This is a genomic window from Corynebacterium incognita, assembly GCF_014217255.1.
Taxonomy (GTDB): domain Bacteria; phylum Actinomycetota; class Actinomycetes; order Mycobacteriales; family Mycobacteriaceae; genus Corynebacterium; species Corynebacterium incognitum.
On record NZ_CP059404.1, the window covers coordinates 1,164,667 to 1,184,563 of the forward strand.

General features: G+C 64.9%; 20 protein-coding genes. 13 read left to right on the top strand and 7 right to left on the bottom strand.

From position 1 onward, the window contains the following. Positions 1-6: 6 nt before the first annotated feature. Complete coding sequence (locus tag H0194_RS05355; protein ID WP_185176761.1) at positions 7-1,023, top strand: NAD(P)-binding domain-containing protein; 1,017 nt, start codon at positions 7-9, stop codon at positions 1,021-1,023. Here H0194_RS05355 and H0194_RS05360 read toward each other — a convergent pair. Further along, the gene (locus H0194_RS05360; RefSeq protein WP_185176762.1) at positions 1,000-1,611 is read right to left on the bottom strand and encodes a TetR/AcrR family transcriptional regulator; all 612 of its coding nucleotides are present in this window, start codon (positions 1,609-1,611) and stop codon (positions 1,000-1,002) included. The genes H0194_RS05355 and H0194_RS05360 overlap by 24 nt on opposite strands. A 98-nt stretch (positions 1,612-1,709) precedes the next feature. Here H0194_RS05360 and H0194_RS05365 point away from each other — a divergent pair, with 98 nt between their 5' ends. After that, a complete protein-coding gene (locus H0194_RS05365; RefSeq protein ID WP_185176763.1) occupies positions 1,710-2,744 on the top strand; it encodes an ABC transporter permease in 1,035 nt (344 codons plus the stop codon). On the opposite strand, the gene H0194_RS05370 is transcribed toward H0194_RS05365, so the two are convergent. The 4 genes from H0194_RS05370 to H0194_RS05385 all read right to left on the bottom strand — a co-directional run bounded on the left by H0194_RS05370 (position 2,706) and on the right by H0194_RS05385 (position 7,015). Next, entirely contained in the window at positions 2,706-3,320 is a 615-nt protein-coding gene (locus tag H0194_RS05370) for a VanZ family protein (RefSeq protein ID WP_185176764.1), read from the bottom strand. The two genes, H0194_RS05365 and H0194_RS05370, sit on opposite strands and share 39 nt — an antisense overlap. Positions 3,321-3,407: 87 nt before the next feature. Next, entirely contained in the window at positions 3,408-4,736 is a 1,329-nt protein-coding gene (locus tag H0194_RS05375) for an MFS transporter (RefSeq protein WP_185176765.1), read from the bottom strand. 41 nt (positions 4,737-4,777) lie between these two features. After that, positions 4,778-6,088 (bottom strand): AMP-binding protein, encoded by a 1,311-nt coding sequence (locus H0194_RS05380; RefSeq protein ID WP_185176766.1) that lies wholly within the window; start codon positions 6,086-6,088, stop codon positions 4,778-4,780. Positions 6,089-6,373: 285 nt separating this feature from the next. Next, a complete protein-coding gene (locus H0194_RS05385) occupies positions 6,374-7,015 on the bottom strand; it encodes a TetR/AcrR family transcriptional regulator (protein WP_185176767.1) in 642 nt (213 codons plus the stop codon). Positions 7,016-7,158: 143 nt separating this feature from the next. Here H0194_RS05385 and H0194_RS05390 point away from each other — a divergent pair, with 143 nt between their 5' ends. From H0194_RS05390 to H0194_RS05435, 10 genes are all read left to right on the top strand, one after another. Next, on the top strand, positions 7,159-7,614 hold the full coding sequence (locus tag H0194_RS05390) for a hotdog fold thioesterase (protein ID WP_185176768.1): 456 nt from the start codon (positions 7,159-7,161) through the stop codon (positions 7,612-7,614). 109 nt (positions 7,615-7,723) lie between these two features. Then, entirely contained in the window at positions 7,724-8,725 is a 1,002-nt protein-coding gene (paaA, locus tag H0194_RS05395) for a 1,2-phenylacetyl-CoA epoxidase subunit PaaA (RefSeq protein ID WP_185176769.1), read from the top strand. Between the two features lie 18 nt (positions 8,726-8,743). After that, a complete protein-coding gene (paaB, locus tag H0194_RS05400) occupies positions 8,744-9,046 on the top strand; it encodes a 1,2-phenylacetyl-CoA epoxidase subunit PaaB (protein WP_185176770.1) in 303 nt (100 codons plus the stop codon). Continuing rightward, positions 9,043-9,891 carry a 1,2-phenylacetyl-CoA epoxidase subunit PaaC gene (gene paaC, locus H0194_RS05405; RefSeq protein WP_185176771.1) on the top strand — a complete coding sequence of 283 codons (849 nt, stop codon included), beginning with the start codon at positions 9,043-9,045 and terminating at the stop codon, positions 9,889-9,891. The genes paaB and paaC overlap by 4 nt, the downstream gene beginning before the upstream one ends. A 26-nt stretch (positions 9,892-9,917) precedes the next feature. After that, the gene (paaD, locus tag H0194_RS05410; protein WP_185174954.1) at positions 9,918-10,484 is read left to right on the top strand and encodes a 1,2-phenylacetyl-CoA epoxidase subunit PaaD; all 567 of its coding nucleotides are present in this window, start codon (positions 9,918-9,920) and stop codon (positions 10,482-10,484) included. Continuing rightward, positions 10,485-11,651, top strand: coding sequence for a 1,2-phenylacetyl-CoA epoxidase subunit PaaE (gene paaE / locus H0194_RS05415; RefSeq protein WP_185174955.1), 1,167 nt, complete (start codon positions 10,485-10,487; stop codon positions 11,649-11,651). A gap of 33 nt (positions 11,652-11,684) precedes the next feature. Further along, complete coding sequence (locus H0194_RS05420) at positions 11,685-12,473, top strand: enoyl-CoA hydratase/isomerase family protein (protein ID WP_185174956.1); 789 nt, start codon at positions 11,685-11,687, stop codon at positions 12,471-12,473. A gap of 15 nt (positions 12,474-12,488) precedes the next feature. After that, positions 12,489-13,700 carry a thiolase family protein gene (locus H0194_RS05425; RefSeq protein ID WP_185174957.1) on the top strand — a complete coding sequence of 404 codons (1,212 nt, stop codon included), beginning with the start codon at positions 12,489-12,491 and terminating at the stop codon, positions 13,698-13,700. After that, the gene (locus H0194_RS05430; RefSeq protein ID WP_185174958.1) at positions 13,701-14,474 is read left to right on the top strand and encodes an enoyl-CoA hydratase/isomerase family protein; all 774 of its coding nucleotides are present in this window, start codon (positions 13,701-13,703) and stop codon (positions 14,472-14,474) included. Between the two features lie 26 nt (positions 14,475-14,500). Next, the gene (locus H0194_RS05435; RefSeq protein ID WP_185174959.1) at positions 14,501-15,355 is read left to right on the top strand and encodes a 3-hydroxyacyl-CoA dehydrogenase family protein; all 855 of its coding nucleotides are present in this window, start codon (positions 14,501-14,503) and stop codon (positions 15,353-15,355) included. Between the two features lie 13 nt (positions 15,356-15,368). Here H0194_RS05435 and H0194_RS05440 read toward each other — a convergent pair whose 3' ends face one another. Then, positions 15,369-15,758, bottom strand: coding sequence for a PaaI family thioesterase (locus H0194_RS05440; RefSeq protein ID WP_185174960.1), 390 nt, complete (start codon positions 15,756-15,758; stop codon positions 15,369-15,371). A gap of 33 nt (positions 15,759-15,791) precedes the next feature. On the opposite strand from H0194_RS05440, the gene paaZ reads away from it, so the two are divergent. Continuing rightward, positions 15,792-17,879: a phenylacetic acid degradation bifunctional protein PaaZ gene (gene paaZ / locus H0194_RS05445; protein WP_185174961.1), complete on the top strand. Its 2,088-nt coding sequence runs from the start codon at positions 15,792-15,794 to the stop codon at positions 17,877-17,879. A gap of 35 nt (positions 17,880-17,914) precedes the next feature. Here paaZ and H0194_RS05450 read toward each other — a convergent pair whose 3' ends face one another. Then, positions 17,915-19,783 (bottom strand): DUF2339 domain-containing protein, encoded by a 1,869-nt coding sequence (locus tag H0194_RS05450; RefSeq protein WP_185174962.1) that lies wholly within the window; start codon positions 19,781-19,783, stop codon positions 17,915-17,917. Between the last annotated feature and the right edge of the window lie 114 nt (positions 19,784-19,897).

Consider the following 19,897-nt stretch of genomic DNA (forward strand, 5'->3'; position numbering starts at 1 on the left):
GAGCTAATGTCCGTGTTTGACGCACTCATCATCGGCGGCGGCCAGGCCGGACTGGCCACGGGTTACTACCTGCGCAAACACAAGCTAGACTTCGTGATCCTGGATGAGCAACCCGGGCCCGGCGGGGCGTGGCGCACCATGTGGCCGTCGCTGACGTTGTTCTCCCCGGCCAACGCCTCCAACCTTCCCGGGTGGCCGATGCCGCACTTCGAGGGCTTCCCGCCGGCGAAGCACGTGGTGGACTACCTCACCCGCTACGAGCAGCGCTATGACCTGCCCGTTCGGCGCCCGGTGACGGTGGCGAGCGTGGACTATGACGCGGAGGACGATGCGTTCACCGTGCGTACCGCGGACGGCGCGACCTTCCGCGCGCGCAGCGTGGTGGCCGCCACCGGCACGTGGACCGCGCCGTTTGTCCCCGCGCTGCCCGGCAGGTTTGCGGGCACGCAGTGGCATTCGGTGACCTACCCCGGCCCGGACGCGTTCGCGGGCCAGACCGTGGCAGTGGTGGGTGGCGCCAATTCGGGTGCGCAGATTGCGGCCGAGCTGGCGCTTGACGACGCCGTAGGCGACGTCACCTGGTACACCCGCGGCGCCCCGCGCTGGATGCCCGATGACGTGGACGGCCGCGTGCTGTTCCAGCGCAACCGCGAGCGCATGCTGGCCGTGGCCCGCGGTGAGCCCGATCCCGGCGCGGACACCAATTTGGGCGATATCGTCATGGTGACGCCAGTGCTTCGTGCCCGCGACGCCGGGCTATTGCAGGCCACTGAGATGTTCAGCTCGCTCGACGACGTGAGCGCGGAGCACCTCATCTGGTGCACCGGGTTCCGCCCGGCGCTGCGCCCCATCCGCCACCTCCTGGACGGCGAAGACGTCAAGGACCACGTCCACGGCCTCATCCTCGTCGGCTACGGCACCTGGACCGGACCGGGCTCCGCCACCATCACCGGCGTCGCTCCCTATGCCAAGCAGGCGGCACGGGACGTCGCTGAGCGACTAGGACGCTTCAATGGCTCGTAAAGCGGGAGCCAACCTTTCAGCCAACTGTTGCGGCCCGAGATCCTTCAACATGGGAACTTCCATGATGTAGCGGGCTAATGCAGTTCCTATGAGCAGTGTGCCTACTGTGGTCAATTTCTGCGTCTTTTCTTCCTCGTTGCCGCCAAGAGGCATTGCTTTTTGGACGGCGGGGATAAAGATCTGTTGCATGAGCTCCGTACCTCGGGAGGAGCCCACGGCGCTGCGGACCACTGCTCGGATGCGGTTTCCCCAGTGGGGGTCTTCCCACATCCGGAAATAGTCTTCTGCGAAGTGAGCGAGGCTGCCGACGGAGAACAGGGTTTCAGGAATCTGCTCAAAGTCTACAGCTACAGCCTGAAATAGCCCTTCCTTGTTTTTGAAGTAGTGCATGACCAGAGCCGGATCCACTCCTGCAGAGGTGGCTACGGAGCGAATGGTGGTGGCTTCATAGCCGACTTCTGCAAAGCGCTCACACGCGGCGTCCAAGATGTCTTCTCGCGCTGTGGACTCGCCAGGGCGACGCCCGACGCGCAATGCCTTTTTCAGGGAATTGGCGTTCCCTTCTCGTTCTTTCATGGTTTTTAGCATACCCACCTTCCGCATTTTTCAACACGTGTTGACTTCAACATCCGTTGAGTTTAAGTTATTCAATGTAGGTTGAAATTCTGTCGCGTAAAGGAAACTCCATGAATAACTCCACCTCTCGCCCCTCCACCAAAGCGCTGCTCGCCAGCGTCTTAGCCCCGGTACTCGCAGGGTTCATCGCCCTCATGTTCATGTGGCCTTTTGCCACCATGGAGCCCAAAGACATTGCCGTGGCCGTTGTCGGCCCTGAAACCATGACCACAAAAGTGGAAGAGACCCTGAACCAGAAACAAGAAGGCCTTTTCGAATTCGTTGATGCCAGTGACCGCGCCTCCGCTGAACAGCTCATTCAGGAACGTGAGGCTTACGGCGCTATCATCCTCGGCGAGAAACCCGAGGTACTTACCGCTTCCGGCGCCGGGCAAACCACCGATACCGTCATGAAAAACGTGGCTAATGGGATGAACGGCATGCTGACCCAGCAAGCGAAAGCACAAGCTGCCGCCAAAGGCATTCCCGCTGACAAAGCTCCCGCCCCAGAAGTCACCGTTACCGACGTGGCGCCCATCCCTGCCGAGGCAGGTAACGGGATGGGACTCAACATGGCCATTGCTCCCATCGCATTCGGCGGGCTGATCGGCGGCGCGCTGCTAGCCTTCAGCGCGCGCCGTGGCCGAGACGGCCTCCTAGGGTTGAGCATCTACTCCGTACTTGGCGGTCTCGCGCTTGCCCTCGTCACCAATGTGTGGCTCAACCTCATTCCCGGCTCCTTCTGGGGCATCGCCGCTACCTTCATGCTGACTTCTGGGGCCATTGCCTCATTCATCGTGGGGCTGAAGTTCCTCGCCGGCCGTGTGGGTCTCGGACTGGGCGTATTCACTATCATGCTGCTGGGCAACCCACTGGCCGGGGCTGCATTCCCCAAAGAATTCCTCCCCGGCGCTTGGGGAAGCTTCGGTCAGCTATTCCCCAACGGCGCAGGCGCCAGCATGCTGCGCAGCTTAGCTTTCTTCCCAGAAGCAAGCGTTGCACCGCAGGTGTGGATCATGATCGCGTGGATCACCTTCGGGCTCATAGCCCTCGGCATGGGCTCGCTCTTAGGCCGTAACAAGACCCAGAATCAGAGCGCCGAATAAGAACATCAACGCCGCCCCCAACGCTGGCACCAGCACGTTCATCAAGGACTGCTGGTGCTTCCTGTTGAGCATTGAGACCATCACCGCGCCAATAGCCGCGCCCAGGGTATTGCAGGCGAGATCATCGACGTCGCTGAAGCCGACGACGAAGAGGTACTGCCCAGCTTCAATGATGACGCTGTAAAGGGCTGCCAACAATACTGTCGCCCAGCGCGAATGCGTGAGGTAGTACCCTGCGATTCCTACGGGGAAGAACATCGCGATGTTGCCTAAGGTGTTCGTCCAGGGCGCCCACCAGCGCGTCGGGTGGTCGAAGCCGTTGAAGAACTCCAGATCGAGGTTCCGGGTAAAGTGCGAGCGCCCTTCCATGAAGCCAGGGATTTCCATGAACGGCTTGCCCCAAGTCATCAGCAGGACCATGAGGGCGGTCATGAGGCCGACCAAGACGACGTCGAGGCGCAGGGAGCGCTCTCGTTCCGCGCGCTTGCGTCGGCCCGTCGTGCCGCTGGGATCGCTCATGGGCACCTGCTTCGGCTGGTTGTTAGTCGCGGTAGTTCCAGAATAAACGGCGTGCATGATGTCGCACGGTAACAACGCTAGCTGAAAGGCAGGTGCCCGGTTTCTGCACAGTTCCTAGGCACTCGTCTTGAAATGCCTCGGGGTTTAGGTGTGCAGGTCGCGGTCTTGGATGCCGTTGGGCACCATGCGGACGCCGATGAGCGAGATGATGCTAATAACAACGCCGTAAGTGGCAATCGCCGCGGACGTCCCGAACTCGGCGTAGAGCATCTCCGCGATCATGGGGGCAAACGCGCCACCGATGATCGAGCCGAAGGCGTAGCCGATGGACACTCCCGAGAGTCGGACGTGGACGGGGAACATCTCTGCGTACAGCGCACTCTGCGGGGCGTAGGTGGCACCCAGCATGAGGCCCAAGATGCCCACGGCGACGGAGAAAAGCGCCAGGTTGCCGGAATCCACCAACCACCACGTGGGGAAGGACCACAGGATCATGGCCACGTAGCCCCAGGTGAACGTAGCCTTGCGCCCGAAGCGATCCGAGAAGCCGCCGAAATACAGGGTGCCCACCAGCCAGGAGAAGGCCGCCAGGAGGGTGACCAAGAGGGCGTCGGTACGCTCATAGCCCACGACCTTGGTGCCGTAAGACACGAAGTAGGCGATGGCGAAGTAGCCGATGGCGTTGTTGGAGGCGAAGATGAGCGCGCACTTCAGAACGGTCATCGCATGTTCCTTGAACAAGACCGCCAGCGGCGCCGACGACTTCTTCTTCAGCTCCTCCATCTCAGCGAACGCCGGGGACTCCTCCACCAGGCTGCGGATGTAGAAACCCAGGCCGATGAGTACGACCGAGGAAACGAACGGGATGCGCCAGCCCCACTCCGTGAACTGTTCTGGGGTCAGGAGCTTAGACAGCACCAGCATGAAGACAGTGGCCAACAGCATACCCAGCGGGACGCCAACCTGCGGGAAGGAACCGAAGTAACCGCGGCGGCCGTGCGGGGCGTGTTCCACGGACAGCATCGCCGCGCCGCCCCACTCGCCGCCAGCGGACAGGCCCTGAATGACCCGCAAGATGATGAGGCCCACGGGAGCCCACATGCCGATGGAGTCATAGTTCGGAAGCAAGCCCACGGCCACCGTGGCCACGCCCATGCCCAGCAGAGTGACCACGAGCACCGGCTTGCGACCGAGGCGGTCACCCAGGTGACCGGCGGCGATGGCGCCGAGCGGGCGGAACAGGAAGCTGATACCCAAAGAGGCCCACGCGATGATCTGCGCCAGCGACTCGTTTTCATTGCCCACCGGGTCAAAATATTGCGCGGCGAAGATGAGGCCGGCGGCCTGGGCATAGATGAAGAAGTCGAACCACTCAATGGTGGTACCTACAAGGGAACCGCCCAGCACCTTGCGGTGTTCGCTGGTCAGCCCTTCTTTGGTGGCCACGGGACGGGCTGTGTCTGTAGCAGTCATCAGGGGTCACTCTTTTCTTGTGTGGGTTAGGGGTAAGGGACTTATTGGTCGCGGTTGTCCACGATGCGCTTTGCCTTGCCCTCACCGGAATCCACGTGGTCACGGATATCAATGTCCACGCTGACGCCGATGCGGTCTTTGATCTGCTTGCGCAGGCGATCCGCGGCCGTGTCGATGTCCGAGGCGGAAGCGGACTCGGCGTGCTCGACTACCAGGGTGAGGTGGTCCATGCGGCCACGCTTGCTCAGTACGCATTGGTAGCGCGGGCGCAGCGTGGAATCCTCGGTGATGATCTCCTCGAACTGCGATGGGAAGCAGTTCACGCCGCGGAGAATGATCATGTCGTCATTACGAGCGGAAATACGGTCGATGCGGCGCATGGAGCGCGCGGTGCCCGGTAGCAGACGGGTGATGTCGTGCGTGCGGTAACGCACGATGGGGAACGCTTCCTTGGTCAAGGAGGTGATGACAAGCTCGCCATACTCACCGTCCGGCACCGGCTGCAGGGTCTCCGGATCGATGATCTCCGGGTAGAAGTGATCTTCCCAGACGGTCAGACCATCCTTGGTTTCAATGCATTCCTGGGCAACACCTGGGCCCATGACCTCGGAGAGACCGTAGATGTCGGTGGCGTCAATACCAAAGCCTTCCTCTAGCTCGCGGCGCATGCCCTCGGTCCATGGCTCGGCGCCGAATACTCCCACGCGCAGGGAGGACTCACGCGGATCCATGCCTTCCTTGCGCATGCGATCAAGCAGGTTGAGGACGTAGGACGGGGTGCCCAGGATGGCGTCCGGTTGGAAGTCGCGCATGATCTGGATCTGGCGCTCGGTCTGGCCGCCGGAGGTGGGGATGGCGGTTGCTCCCAGTTCCTCCACGCCGTAGTGGGCGCCGAGTCCGCCGGTAAACAGGCCATAGCCGAAGGTGATCTGCACCTTGTCGGTGGAGCGCAGGCCGCCGGCGCGGAGGGAGCGGGCTACCAGCTCGGACCAGACCTTGACGTCGTTCTTGGTGTAGCCCACCACGGTCGGGCGGCCCGTGGTGCCCGAGGAAGCATGGATGCGGGAGATTTGGTGGTTGCCTACGGCGAACATGCCGAAGGGGTACTCGTTGCGCAGCGTCTCCTTGTCCGTGAACGGGAACTTGGACATGTCGGACAGCTCTTTGAAGTCGTCGGGGTGGACGCCGAGCTCGTCAAACGCCTTTCGGTAGTGAGGCACATTGTAGTAGGCGTGGCGCAATTCGTTTTTAGCGCGCGCGAGCTGGAGTGCCTTGATCTCGTCCAGCGAGGCGTACTCGATGCCCATCTGGGGACCGTTATGGTCGGAAAAGATGTCAAACGTAGCGGTCATGTGTCAAAAGTCCCTTTCTACGAACTGGGTTGCTTCGGGCACCACACCCGCAATCCGGTCGTTGGTGGGATTCCTCAACGCACCCATTAACTACTTAACGGTCATTCAGGTAATCCATGTGACGTAGACTACACCCACATACTATGCGATACAACACATTTGCGGTGTGAGTTTGAGTTAGTTCACATAAGATCTAGAAAAGCGCCTGCTCGTCATGCAGAAAAAGATCGCTACTGCCAAGACTGCGAAGCCGCGTTAAGCGGGGCTTAACGCGGCTAACAGCACCTACCGCTGCGTGCGCACGCCCTCAAAGAACATGAGGTTGAGAGTGCGTGCGATGTCGTCGGCACCCAAGCGGCCACCCACTCGAAACCACTCGGCCAGCGAGTTCACCAGGCCAAACAGCAGACGCCCCACGACGCTGGCGTCCACATCATCCCGGATATCCCCCTCTTCCTGAGCCTGGGACACCAGCTCAATCACCACCCTGGTGATTCGGCGACGCCGCTCCAACGCACGCTTTTCCACCTCACTGTTGCCCCGCAAGCGCAGCAGCAAGACCACCGCTTCCGGATCCACCGACAGCGCCTCCACCGCACCATCGATAAGCATGCGCAAGCGCTCTACCGCCGGATAATCCCCGACATTGGCCTGGTCCCACACGGCCTCCAGACCGTCGAGCGCACGCCCCACGGACTCCTCCAGAATCGCCTCCTTGGATTCGATGTGGTGGTAGAGCGCCGGTTTGGACACCCCGAGGCTTTCCGCCACGTGCCCCATGGTCGTAGCCTCGAAGCCGCGGACGTTGAACTCCTTCACCGCGGCGCGCACCACGTCATCACGTGAATGCCCCGGACGCCCGCGCTGCGCGGGGCGGGCGGACGAGGGCACGGAAGAAGCCTGCGGGGGACGGGTTATGGAATCCATGCCACACATTCAACCAAACTTTTGCAGCATTTCCCGAACGTCCGTTAAAAAATTTCGGTATCATCGCAATTCACCACACCCGCTTGACCAAGAATCCGGTTGCCACCACCGAAGATTAGTTACGACTTGAAGGGCAACCGTTCATGACAACCCCTCACAACGAGTCCCCGATCCTGGCCGACGGCGTGGCCGAAGGCCCGGAGTTCGAGCACGTCCGCGGCATGTTCGCCGCCGATCGCGCCACGGCATGGCTGGGCGCCCGCATCGACCATCTGAGCCTCGGCCGCTGCACCGGCAGCTTCGAGGTTCGCCCCGAAATGTGCAATGGCCACGGCACTGCGCAGGGCGGGTTCCTCTACACCTTCGCCGACTCACTGTTCGCCGACGCCTGCAATTCCCCCGGCGAACCCGCCGTGGCAGCCTACAACTCCATCCACTACATCGCGCCCGCGTTTGAGGGCGACGTGGTGACCGGCGAGGCCATCCTCCGCGAGTCGTGGGGACGCAACGGAATCGTCGACGTAGTCCTGCGGCGTGACGGCCAGGCCATCGCGGAGTTCCGCGGGACCTTCCGCGTCCTGCCGCGGCGCGCGACCTAGGTCACATGAAGGCTTGACGTAGGTCACACATCCCTCATATACTTACCAACCATTCAGTAAGTTTCGCTGTTTCGCCATTGTGCAGCTATGCACTCAAAGGAGAACCCTCATGAGTTCCACCGACACCACCCGCTCCCTTCAAGCCGTCGGGGGTACGTCCGCCGCCGACGACGCGACCGGCGAGAAGCTGTTCAACCAGCTCATCGCCGACGACTCACGCATCGAACCCACCGACTGGATGCCCGCCGCCTACCGCAAGACACTGACCCGGCAGGTCTCCCAGCACGCGCACTCCGAAATCATCGGCATGCAGCCGGAGGCCAACTGGATATCCCGCGCCCCGTCGCTCAAGCGCAAGGCGATCCTCATGGCCAAGGTGCAGGACGAGGCCGGCCACGGGCTCTACCTCTACTCCGCCGCCGAGACCCTGGGCACGCCGCGCGACGAGCTCGTGCAGCAGCTGCTCGACGGCACCGCCAAGTACTCCTCCATCTTCAACTACCCAGCCCGCACGTGGGCCGACATCGGCGCCATCGGCTGGCTGGTGGACGGCGCCGCCATCTGCAACCAGGTCCCGCTGTGCCGCGCCTCCTACGCCCCGTACGGCCGTGCCATGGTGCGCATCTGTAAGGAAGAATCCTTCCACCAGCGCCAAGGCTGGGAGATCCTCTACGAGCTCTCCCACGGCACGCCCGAGCAGAAGCAGATGGCTCAGGAGGCCATCAACCGCTTCTACGGCCCGGCGCTGCAGATGTTCGGCCCGCCGGATGATGACTCCCCGAACTCGCAGCAATCCATGGCCTGGAACATCAAGCGCTTCTCCAACGACGAGCTGCGCCAGCGCTTCGTGGACATGACCGTCCCCCAGGCCGAGGCTTTGGGCCTGCAGTTCGAGGACCCGGACCTCAAGTGGAACGAAGAGCGCGGCCACTACGACTTCGGCGAGCTGGACTGGGACGAATTCAAGGCCGTCATCAAGGGCGAGGGCCCCTGCAATACCCAACGCATGCAACGGCGTCGTCAAGCGCACGAAGACGGCGCCTGGGTGCGCGAGGCCGCCCGCGCCTACGCCGAGAAATACCACGGCACCGACTCCGCACTCACCGCCTAAGCACGAAAGGTTTCTGCCATGACCGACACCAACACCACCGGTAACCAGTGGCCGCTGTGGGAAGTTTTCGTCCGCGGCTCCCGCGGCCTCTCCCACGTCCACGCCGGCTCCCTGCACGCGCCCGACGCCACCATGGCGCTGCGTAACGCACGTGATCTGTATACCCGCCGCAACGAAGGCACCTCCGTGTGGGTCGTGCCTTCCGAGGCCATCGCGGCCTCCGATCCGGATTCCAAGGGTGGCTTCTTCGAGTCCCCGCAGGGCAAGGCCTACCGTCACGCCACCTACTACGCCAAGTCCGAGGGGGTGCCTCACCTGTGAGCGGTTTCGCAGCGGCCGATTCGGCCACTAAGCAGTCCCAGGGCAACGGCATCACCGCCGAGGACATCGCGGCGCGCGTCAAAGAGTCCGGCACCCCGGCCTCTGAGGGCGTGGCGCAGTACGCCATCATGCTTGGCGACGACGCGTTAATCCTCGGCCAGCGCCTGGGCTGGTGGATCTCCCGCGCCCCGGAGATGGAAGAGGACATCGCATTGGGCAACATCGCGCTCGATCTCATTGGCCACGCGCGCTTTCTGCTCACCTACGCGGGCACCGCGTGGGACAAGACCGAAGACGACCTGGCCTACTTCCGCAACGAGGAGGAATTCCGTTCCGTGCGCCTGGTGGAGCAGGACAACGGCGACTTCGGCCAGACCATCGCGCGCCAGTTCCTGTTCTCGCACTACCAGTACTTGCTGTACCAGCGCCTGATGGACTCCGCGGACGAGACCTTGGCGGCGATTGCGGCCAAGGCCTTCAAGGAGGTCCAGTACCACGTGGACCACGCGAACCAGTGGATCCTGCGCCTGGGCCTGGGCACCGAGGAATCCAAGCGCCGCCTGGAGGCGGGGCTGTACTACATGTGGCCGTACGTGGACGAGCTCTTCGAGGACTTGGACGTGCACACCGAGCTTGCTGAGCAGAACATCGCGGTGCTGCCGTCCAGTCTGCGCGCGCAGTACGACGAGCACGTTCAGGCCGTGCTCGCCACAGCGGAGCTCGAGGTTCCTGCCGCGAAGTCCGCCCGCTCCGGGCGCCGCACCGGCCAGTTCTCTGAGCACCGTGGATACATCCTGGCCGAGATGCAATCCCTAGCCCGCCAGCACCCCGGCGCGACCTGGTAAGACCTGGTAAGACAAGGAGGACAACGATGGTGACCATCCCGGATGACGGCATCCCCGCCGAGCCGATTGTGGACCCGAACAACCCCCTGCGCCCCGCGGACGCCGCTGACGCCGCGGTGTGGGACGTGGCGGCCACGGTCCCGGACCCGGAGATTCCAGTAATTTCCATCGCCGACCTGGGCATCCTGCGCGGTGCCCGCCGCGAAGGCGATACCGCGATTGTCACCATCACGCCCACCTACTCCGGCTGCCCGGCCATGGAGCACATCACCACCGAGGTCACGGCCGCGCTGCGCGCAGCGGGCTATGCCGACGCCCAGGTGGAGCTGGTGCTGCAGCCGGCCTGGACCACCGACTGGATCACGGAGCAAGGCAAGAAGAACCTCCGCGAGTACGGCATCGCCCCGCCCTCCGGCAAGGCCGCCGCTACTGGCCCCGTGCCGCTCACCCTTGGTCCGCCGCCGGCCATTCGCTGCCCCCGCTGCGATTCCGCGAATACCACTAAGCTCGCGCAGTTCGGCTCCACGTCCTGCAAGGCGCTGTATTCGTGCGACGACTGCCACGAACCCTTCGACTATTTCAAGGTGCACTAAATGACTACTCCCACCACTACCCCAGCCCCGGCCCGTAAGAAGGCGACGTTCAATACGTTGACCGTGTCCCAGGTGCGCAAGCTCACCGACGACGCCGTGGAGGTCAGCTTCGCGGTCCCGCCGGAGCTGCACGATGACTACGACTACATCCCTGGCCAGTACGTGGCGCTGCGCGCGACGATTGACGGCCAGGAAGTCCGCCGTTCCTATTCGATCTGCGACGCGCCGGTCAAGGGTGAGGTCAAGGTAGCCATCAAGCGCGACCGCGGCGGTATTTTTTCCACCTGGGCCAACGAGACCCTGCAGCCGGGCATGGAGCTGGAGGTCATGAACCCGCAGGGCGCATTCACCTCCAAGACTCATATGACCGGGCTCAACGATCCGGAGGCCATCAAGGAAGCAGTGGACAAGCTGGACAACCCGCACCTGGTGGCCGTGGCCGCCGGTTCCGGCATCACCCCCATCATGGCTATCGCACAGACGGTCCTGTCCTCGTCTCCGGAGACCACCTTCGAGCTCATCTTCGCCAACAAGGGTGGCGGCGACGTCATGTTCGCCGAGGAGATCGGCGACCTCAAGGACCGCTACCCCACCCGCTTCGCGGTGCACCACGTGCTGTCCCGCGAGCAGCGCGTCAACCCGCTGTTCTCCGGCCGCATCGACGCCGAGAAACTACAGAAGCTGCTGGACAACGTGGTCCGCACGGAGAAGGTGGACGAGTGGTTCCTCTGCGGCCCCTTCGAGCTCGTCCAGCTGGTGCGCGACGAGCTCGATGCCCGCGAGGTGGAGCGCGACAACGTCCGCTACGAGCTGTTTACCACCGGCAAGCCTTCCGGCAACCAGGGCCAGACCGGCCGTCCCGTGGATGTGGATCCCGAGGGCGACAACGTGGAGATCAAGTTCCAACTCGATGGCCTGTCCGGCTCCGCCCAGTCGCCGACGAGCGCCAACGAATCCATCCTCAACGCGGCGTTGCGCGTGCGTTCCGACGTCCCGTTCGCCTGTGCCGGTGGCGTGTGCGGTACCTGCCGCGCCAAGGTCACCGAAGGCGAGGTGGAGATGGACGAAAACTACGCGCTCGAGCCCGACGAGATCGCCGCGGGGTACATCCTGACCTGCCAGGCCCGCCCACTCACCGACTCCGTGTCTGTGGACTACGACGCTTAACACTCCCCGCACCCGGTGCAGAAAGGTAAAACAGTGATTGACCTGCATATCGACGCCGAGAGCAAGCTCGCGGAGATCGTGCTCAACAACCCGAAGGCCATGAATTCGCTCGCGGAAGCCGACCTTCAGGAGCTCTCCGCCGCCTACGCCGAGGCCGCCCGCGCGGCGGAAGCCGGCGACGTCCGCGCGCTGCTGTTGCGCGGCGAGGGCAAGGGTTTTAGCGCGGGCCGCAATATCAAGGGCCTCGACCCGCGTAACGACGACGCCACCGACTACCTAGCGAACAAGGTCACCCCGGTGTTGAAGTCCATGAGCCAGTTCCCCGCACCCACCTTCGCCGCCGTGCAGGGCGCGTGCTTAGGCGTCGGCCTGGGCCTGGCCATCGCCACCGACATCGTCTACGTGGCCGAGGACGCCAAGATCGGCTCCCCCTTTGCCAACCTCGGCGCCACCTTGGATTCCGGCGGGCACGCCCTGTTCGTCGAGAGGCTCGGCGCGCACCGCGCCATGGACCTCATCGTCACCGGCGAGCTCATGTCCGGCGCCGAGGCTGTGGCCGCGGGACTGTTCTCCCGCGCCATCCCGGCGAGCGAACTCCAAGGCTTTACCCGCGCCAAGGCTCTGGCCGCAGCCCAGGGCGCTACCCGCGCCTTCCTCGCCTCCCGCGCACTCGTGCACCAGATCCGCGATGACAAGGCCGGCCTGTGGGAGTCCGTGGACAAGGAAAACGTCGCCCAGGGCGAGCTGTGCTCGTCGGCCGATTACCTCGAGGGCTTCGCCGCCTTCAACGAGAAGCGCCCGCCAGTCTTCCAGGGCAAATAAAAGGAGAACCACACAATGACTACCTCAGCTTTCATCGTTTCCACCGCCCGCACCCCGGTGGGCCGCTACGGCGGCGCGCTGGCGTCCATGCGCCCGGATGACCTCGCGGCGCTGACCATTAAGGCCGCCGTGGAGCGCGCGGGCGTCGACCCGGCGGCCGTGGACGAAGTCATCTTCGGCAACGCCAACGGCGCGGGCGAGGAAAACCGCAACGTCGCCCGCATGGCCTGGCTGCTCGCCGGCTTCCCGGACACCGTGCCGGGCATGGCAATCAACCGTCTATGTGCTTCCGGCATGTCCTCGATTGCCCTGGCCACGGCCCTGGTGGAGTCCGGCCAGGCCGACATCGTGGTCGCCGGCGGCGTGGAGTCCATGTCGCGCGCCCCCTGGGTCATGGAAAAGCCCGAGAAGGGCTACGCCAAGCCGGGCGCGGTCTTCGATACCGCCATCGGCTGGCGCTTTGTCAACGAGAAGTTCAAGGACCGCAACGACGGCAAGTTCACCTACTCCATGCCGGAGACCGCCGAAGAGGTGGCCAAGACCTTCACTATCTCCCGCGAGGACGCGGACGCGTTCGCGCTGCGCTCGCACACCCGCGCGCTGGACGCCATCGCCGCAGGCAAGTTCGCCTCCGAGATCGTCCCGGTGGAAATCACCGACCGCAAGGGCAACGTCACCGTCGTGGACACCGACGAGGGCCCGCGCCCGGACACCAACGCCGACAAGCTGGCCACGCTGCGCCCGGTGACGTCGCTGGGCCAAGTCACCACCGCCGGCAACGCCTCCTCGCTCAACGACGGCGCCTCTGCCGTCATCATCGCCTCCGAGGCAGCCATCGAGAAATACGGGCTCACCGCCCGCGCCCGCGTGGCAGGCAACACCGCCGCGGGCGTGCCGCCGGAGATCATGGGCACCGGTCCGGTTCCGGCCACGAAGAAGCTGCTCGAGCGCACCGGCTGGTCCCTGGACGAGGTCGACGCCATCGAGCTCAACGAGGCGTTTGCCTCCCAGTCGCTGGCGTGCATCCGCGAGCTCGGCTTGGACGAGGACAAGACCAACGCCTGGGGCGGCGCCATCGCGCTGGGCCACCCGCTGGGTTCCTCCGGCGCCCGCATCACCATCACTCTGCTGTCCCGCCTGGAAGAGGCGGACGCCACCAAGGGCATCGCCACGATGTGCGTCGGCGTCGGCCAGGGCACCGCGATTGCGCTGGAGAGGGTGAAGTAGATGGCTATCGACGTCACTACCGTCACCCTGGGCGAGGGTGAGGAGCAGGCGGTCGTCGCCACGCTCAACCGCCCTGAGGTGCGCAACGCCATTGACGAGTACATGGTCGCCGAGCTGCACGAACTGTGCGCCCAGCTGGAGCGCGAGCCCCGCATCCTCATCATCACCGGCTGCGTGGCGGAGACCTCCAAGGGCCCGCGCGGCATCTTCGCTTCCGGCGCGGACATCGCCCAGCTGCGCGAGCGGCGCCGCGAGGACGCGCTGCGCGGCATCAACTCCGGCATCTTCCAACGGTTGGCGCAGCTGCCCGCCCCGGTCATCGCGGCCGTGGACGGCTTTGCCCTGGGCGGCGGCCTGGAATTGGCACTGGCCGCGGATTTCCGGGTGGCCACGCCAAACGCGAAGTTCGGCCAGCCGGAGGCCAACCTCGGCATCATCGCCGGCGCGGGCGCGCTGTGGCGGCTCAAGGAATGCGTGGGCCTGCCGCTGGCGCGCGAGATCCTCATGGCCGGGCGCATCCTCAGCGGCGCGGAGGCACATGCCGCGCAGCTGGTCAACGAGCTGGCGGAGCCAGACGAGCTTCTCGACGCCGCGCGGGACCTCGCCGGACGCATCGCCGCGCTCGATCCGCTGGCAGTGCGCCTGAGCAAGCAGCTGCTGACCATGCCGGATTCCGCACACCCGGCGGTGGACAACATCGCCCAGGCGGTGCTGTTCGAATCCCCAGCCAAGTTTGACCGCATGCAGGCGTTTTTGGCCAAGAAGAAGAAATAGCAACTAGGGAAGGACCGTAACTCATCGTGACTACTTCATCAGCAATCCCCACCCAGGTGGGCGTGCTCGGCGGCGGCCGGATGGGCGCCGGCATCGCGCACGCCTTCCTGCAGGCCGGCGCCTCCGTGACCGTGGTGGACATCAACGACGACGCCGCGGCCGCCGCCACCCAGCGCGTAGAAAAGGCGGTCAAGGGTTCCATCGACCGCGGCGCGGAAGGCACCGTGGAGTCGTGGATGCAGCGCCTCAACGTCTCCACCAACGCCGCCGACTTCGCCGGTCACGCCCTGGTGGTGGAGGCCGTGCCGGAGTCCATGGAGCTCAAAACCAAGGCATTCCAAGACATCGCGGCCGCCGCCCCGGAGGCCGTCATTGCCACCAACACCTCCTCGCTGTCGGTGACGGAGCTGGCGAACGTCGTGGACAACGACGTCATCGGCCTGCACTTCTTCAACCCGGTGCCGGCCTCCAAGCTCGTGGAGGTCGTCGTGGCCGAGTCCACCCCGGAGACCCTGGTGGACACCGCGCGCGGCTGGGTCGACGGCCTGGGCAAGACCGCCGTGGTGGTCAAGGACGCCCCCGGCTTCGCGTCCTCGCGCCTGGGCGTGGCCATCGCGCTGGAGGCCATCCGCATGGTCGAAGAAGGCGTTGCCAGCCCGCGCGACATCGACAACGCCATGGTACTGGGCTACAAATTCCCCATCGGTCCGCTGGAGCTCACGGACATCGTCGGCCTCGACGTGCGCCTCGGCATCACGGAATACCTCGAGTCCACCCTGGGCGAGCGCTTCGCCCCGCCACAACTCATGCGCGACATGGTCGCCCGCGGCGAGCTCGGACGCAAGTCCGGCAAGGGTTTTTATAACTACACAGAGAACTAAGCCGAAAGCTGCGTTAGCTGCGCGGTTCCACCACAGCGTTGGTGATCCGCGCGGTGCACAGCCGCTTCCCGGAATCGTCAGTGATGACCACCTCGTGGCTGCACAGCGTGCGCCCCAGGCGAATCGCGGTGGCGGTGGCGGTGACCGTGCCCTCCATGCCGGAGGCGTGATGAGTGGCGTTAATGTCCACGCCCACCGCTACCTTGCCCATCGTGGAGGCGTGAATCACCGCGGCCCAGCTGCCCACGGTCTCCGCGAGCGCCACCATGGCCCCGCCGTGCAGCAGGCCCAGCGACTGGCGGTTTCCCTCAATAGGCATGGTGGCCACCACCTTTTCGGCGGACTGCTCCACCACTTCCACGCCCATCTTCTCGTCCAATTGTCCAAGCTTAATCTCCCACATAGCCCGCAATCTTAGACCGAAAGGAACGCTCCCATGACCACTTCCACCATCGTCCCCTCCTTCCTCCAAGGCCAGTGGGTTACCCCGCAGGACCCGCAGCGGGTCAAAGAGGTCCACGATCCGTCGACAGGCGAACTCGTCGCGCGTGTGAGCGCCGAGGGCCTGGACGTCGCCACGGCCATCGATTACGCCCGCACCACCGGACGCCAAGGCCTGCAGGAGCTCACCATCCACGAGCGCGCGCTGAAGATTAAGGAGCTGGCGCTTTACCTGCAGGAGCATGCCGACGTCCTGAAGGAGCTCGCGCACAAGACAGGCGCGAACAAGCGGGACAACTTCCCGGACATCGACGGCGGCATCTCCACGCTGTTTACCTTCTCCTCCAAGGGCCGCCGTGAAATGCCGAACGCCCACGTGGTTACCGACGGCGAGCCGGAAAACTTCTCCAAGGACGGCTCGTTCATCGGCCGCCACATTTACACCTCCATCCCGGGCATCGCGGTGCAGATCAACGCCTTCAACTTCCCTGTCTGGGGCATGCTGGAAAAATTCGCCCCGGCGTTCATCGCGGGCGTTCCCACCTTGGTCAAGCCCGCCACACCGACCGGCTACGTCACCGCCGAGTGTGTGCGCCTCATGGTGGAATCCGGCGTGCTGCCGGAGGGCTCCATCCAGCTCATCTCCGGTTCGGCGCGCGACCTGCTGGACCACCTGGATTACCGCGACCACGTGGCTTTTACCGGTTCTGCGGCCACTGCGCATTCCCTGCGCGCGCACCCCAACGTCATCGAGGGCGGCGTGACCTTTACTGCTGAGGCGGACTCGCTCAACGCTGCTATTTTGGGCGCCGACGCCACCGCCGACACCCCGGAGTTCGCCGCCTATGTCAAGGCCGTATTCGGGGAGATGACCGCGAAGGCGGGCCAGAAGTGTACGGCCATCCGCCGCGCCATCGTGCCCCATGACCTGGTCCAGCCCTTCGTTGAGGCCCTCACCCAGCGCCTAGAGGACAAGGTCGTGCTCGGCGATCCGCGCGACGCACACGCCACGATGGGCCCGTTGGTGTCCGCCGAGCAGCGTGACGACGTCGCGTCTGCCGTCGCCGCCCTAGCAAACGCCGGCGGGCAGGTGGTCTACGGTGGCCAGGACGCCCCGGAAGGACTCGACGGCGCTTTCTTCACGCCCACCATCCTCACCTTCGATGACAACCGGACCCCGGAAGTGCACTCGGTGGAGGCCTTCGGCCCGGTGGTCTCCGTCATCGGCTACGACACCACTGAGGAGGCCGTGGAGTTGGCCGCGCTCGGCGCCGGTTCGCTCGTCGCCTCGGTGATCACTCACGACGCCGACATCGCCGCCACCATCGGCCGCGGCATCGCGGCGCACCACGGCCGCCTGCACTTCCTCGACCGCGACGACGCCAGGATGTCGACAGGCCATGGCTCTCCCCTGCCGCACCTCATCCACGGCGGCCCGGGTCGCGCGGGCGGCGGCGAGGAACTCGGCGGCGTGCGCGGCATCAAGCACTTCATGCAGCGCACCGCCGTGCAGGGCACCCCGGATCACCTCACCGCGGTGACCGGCCAATGGCACCGCGGCGCGGCGGTTAATAAGGTCACCCGGGCCGACGTGGACGCCGGGACCGGCGTGCACCCGTTCCGCAAGGACTTGGCCACGCTCACGATCGGCGATCAGTTCGCCTCCGACCTGCGCAAGGTGACCCTGCAGGAGATCCTCGACTTCGCGGAGACCACCGGCGATACCTTCTACGCGCACACCAACGAGGAAGCCGCGATGGCCAACCCGTTCTTCCCGCGCCGGGTGGCCCACGGCTACCTGCTGGTCTCCTGGGCGGCGGGTCTGTTCGTGGAGCCGGCGCCGGGTCCGGTGCTGGCCAACTACGGCCTGGAGAACCTGCGGTTTGTGGAGCCTGTCACCTACGATGACTCCATCCGCATCGAGCTCACGGCCAAGCAGATCACCCCGCGCGTGACCGACGAGTACGGCGAGGTGCGCTGGGACGCAGCCCTGTTCAACCAGGACGACGTCATGGTGGCCACCTACGATGTGCTCACCCTCGTGGAGAAGGTGGACACCACCTACGCGGCCAAGCAGTCGTAGAGAAACTCCATGTCAACGCAGTACAGGAGAACAATCTAGCCCTGCCCGCCGCGTTCGTCGCCTGCCCCCACCTGCGCGCGCTTAACCGCGATCACCAGCAGCACGATGCCGCTGACCAGGAAGGCGACGGCGCGGAACAGGCCGGCGATGGCGGCCATGTCGAAGAAGATGAGCTTAGCCACCGCCACCACCGCGAGGATCCCGCCGAGGGTGGACCACTGGCCGTCGCGACGCAACAGCAGACGCGCGGCCAGCACCATCCACGCGATAGACACCAGCGCGTGCGCCGCGCGGTAGGCGGCCTCGCGGCCATCCGCGGCGCCGATCAAACTACCCACATAACCACACACGCCGACCACCGCCATCATGGACAGCACCAGCGCGAAGACCACGGCCACCGCGTACATGGGCTGTGACCACGTCGCCGTAAACTCCGCCCGGCGCGCATAAGCCACCGCCAGGAACGCACCCACGATGACCGCCATGCCAGCGGTCTCCACCATCTGCAGCACACCTGGTTCGAAGACGGTGCCCACGAACAGCGGGTAACACACCAACACCGTGCCGAACATCCACGCCGCCGCCAGCCAGTCCGTATCCAGCCAGCGCAGCAGCAACGCGAAGGCGGCGAAGAACACCACCGGAAGCAGCAGCAGAGTCAGCGGCGAATCCGTCACGAACTCCGTGCCGTCGCCCGTAGCATCCCAGAAGATCACCTGAAACGACACACCAAAGTAGACCGGCAATGCCGCCAGTCCCACCCGGCGCATGACGCGCGGCCCTTCCCAGGCCAGCGCCGTCATCACGCCCAGGGTCAGGACCACGAACCACCGCTCCATGGAGTCGGTGATGTTGTACTCCGCCAACCAGATGAGCAGCGCCGGGGCCACAATCCCGCCCATCAACAGCGCGGGGTCGCTGTCCACAGCGGCGGGCTTGTCGACGCCCCGCTCCCCCGCCGTTGCCTTCGTCGCCGGCGCAAACACCGTGATCGTGACCAGCCCAATGGCCACGCCCAGACACAACGCCATCAGCGCGATGTCCGGAACGCGCGCCGCGCCGCCGCCCATGCTCACGCCCAGCATGGCGAACACCCACGCCACCGCAGTGACCAGGCGGAGCGATACCTGACGGTGCCAAACCGACAGCCCCGTCATCGTCAGCGGCAACAGCACAATCAGCAGCGCGCCAAGGTCATTGTGCAGCGCCATCGGGTAGAAGAACGCCGCAACAGCAGCGCCGACGGCGAGCCACGCGGGCGTCGACACGCTCGCCCCGAAGCCCACGGCGAAGCGTTGACCGTAATAGCCCAGGCTGCCGTAGATCACCGTCATGATGACCGCGCCCAGCCACCCTGGGAGCCACCCCAACCACGTGACGGTAAGGAACGTGGTGGCCAAGCCGGTGTACAGCGACGTGGCCAGCAGCGCCGTCACCGCGGCCGGCGGCGCGCTGCTCCGGAAGCGCCAGGCTGCCGCGCCCATCGCAATCGCCACGGCGTACGCGAGCACCACGCGCCCCACCGGGCCAAGCAGGCCGGCTTGAATGGCCACGGCCACCAGGAACGCCACGCCCGCCAGTGTGATGAGCGTGCCACCGATCGCCACCGCGCGGATCAGCAGGGACTCCCGATCCTTCGGCGAGCTCTGTTTCACCTGCACCTGCGACGCGTACGGCAGCGGCTGCTCCTGCTGTCGCTGCGAGTACGCGGGGATCGGCTGGGACGCTGGCGCCGTCTCCGGACGGGGCGGCACCACCTGCGGGGCGGCAGCGGCGCCCGCCCGCGAATCAGCGAGGCGGTCCAAGCTTTGCCGCGCGTCCTTCAACGCACGCTCCGCCACATCCAAGCGCCACAGCGCGTCTTTGAGCAGGTCCCCACCGGAACCCGACGTGTTTGTGTCCATAACTAAGGCATACCCGGCCACCACTGGTCCCGCAATGGTTTGCCAAACACAGGCAACCAAGGGCCATCAAATGTAAAAATCCCGCAATTCTTTCAATGAGACGCCCTTCAGCAC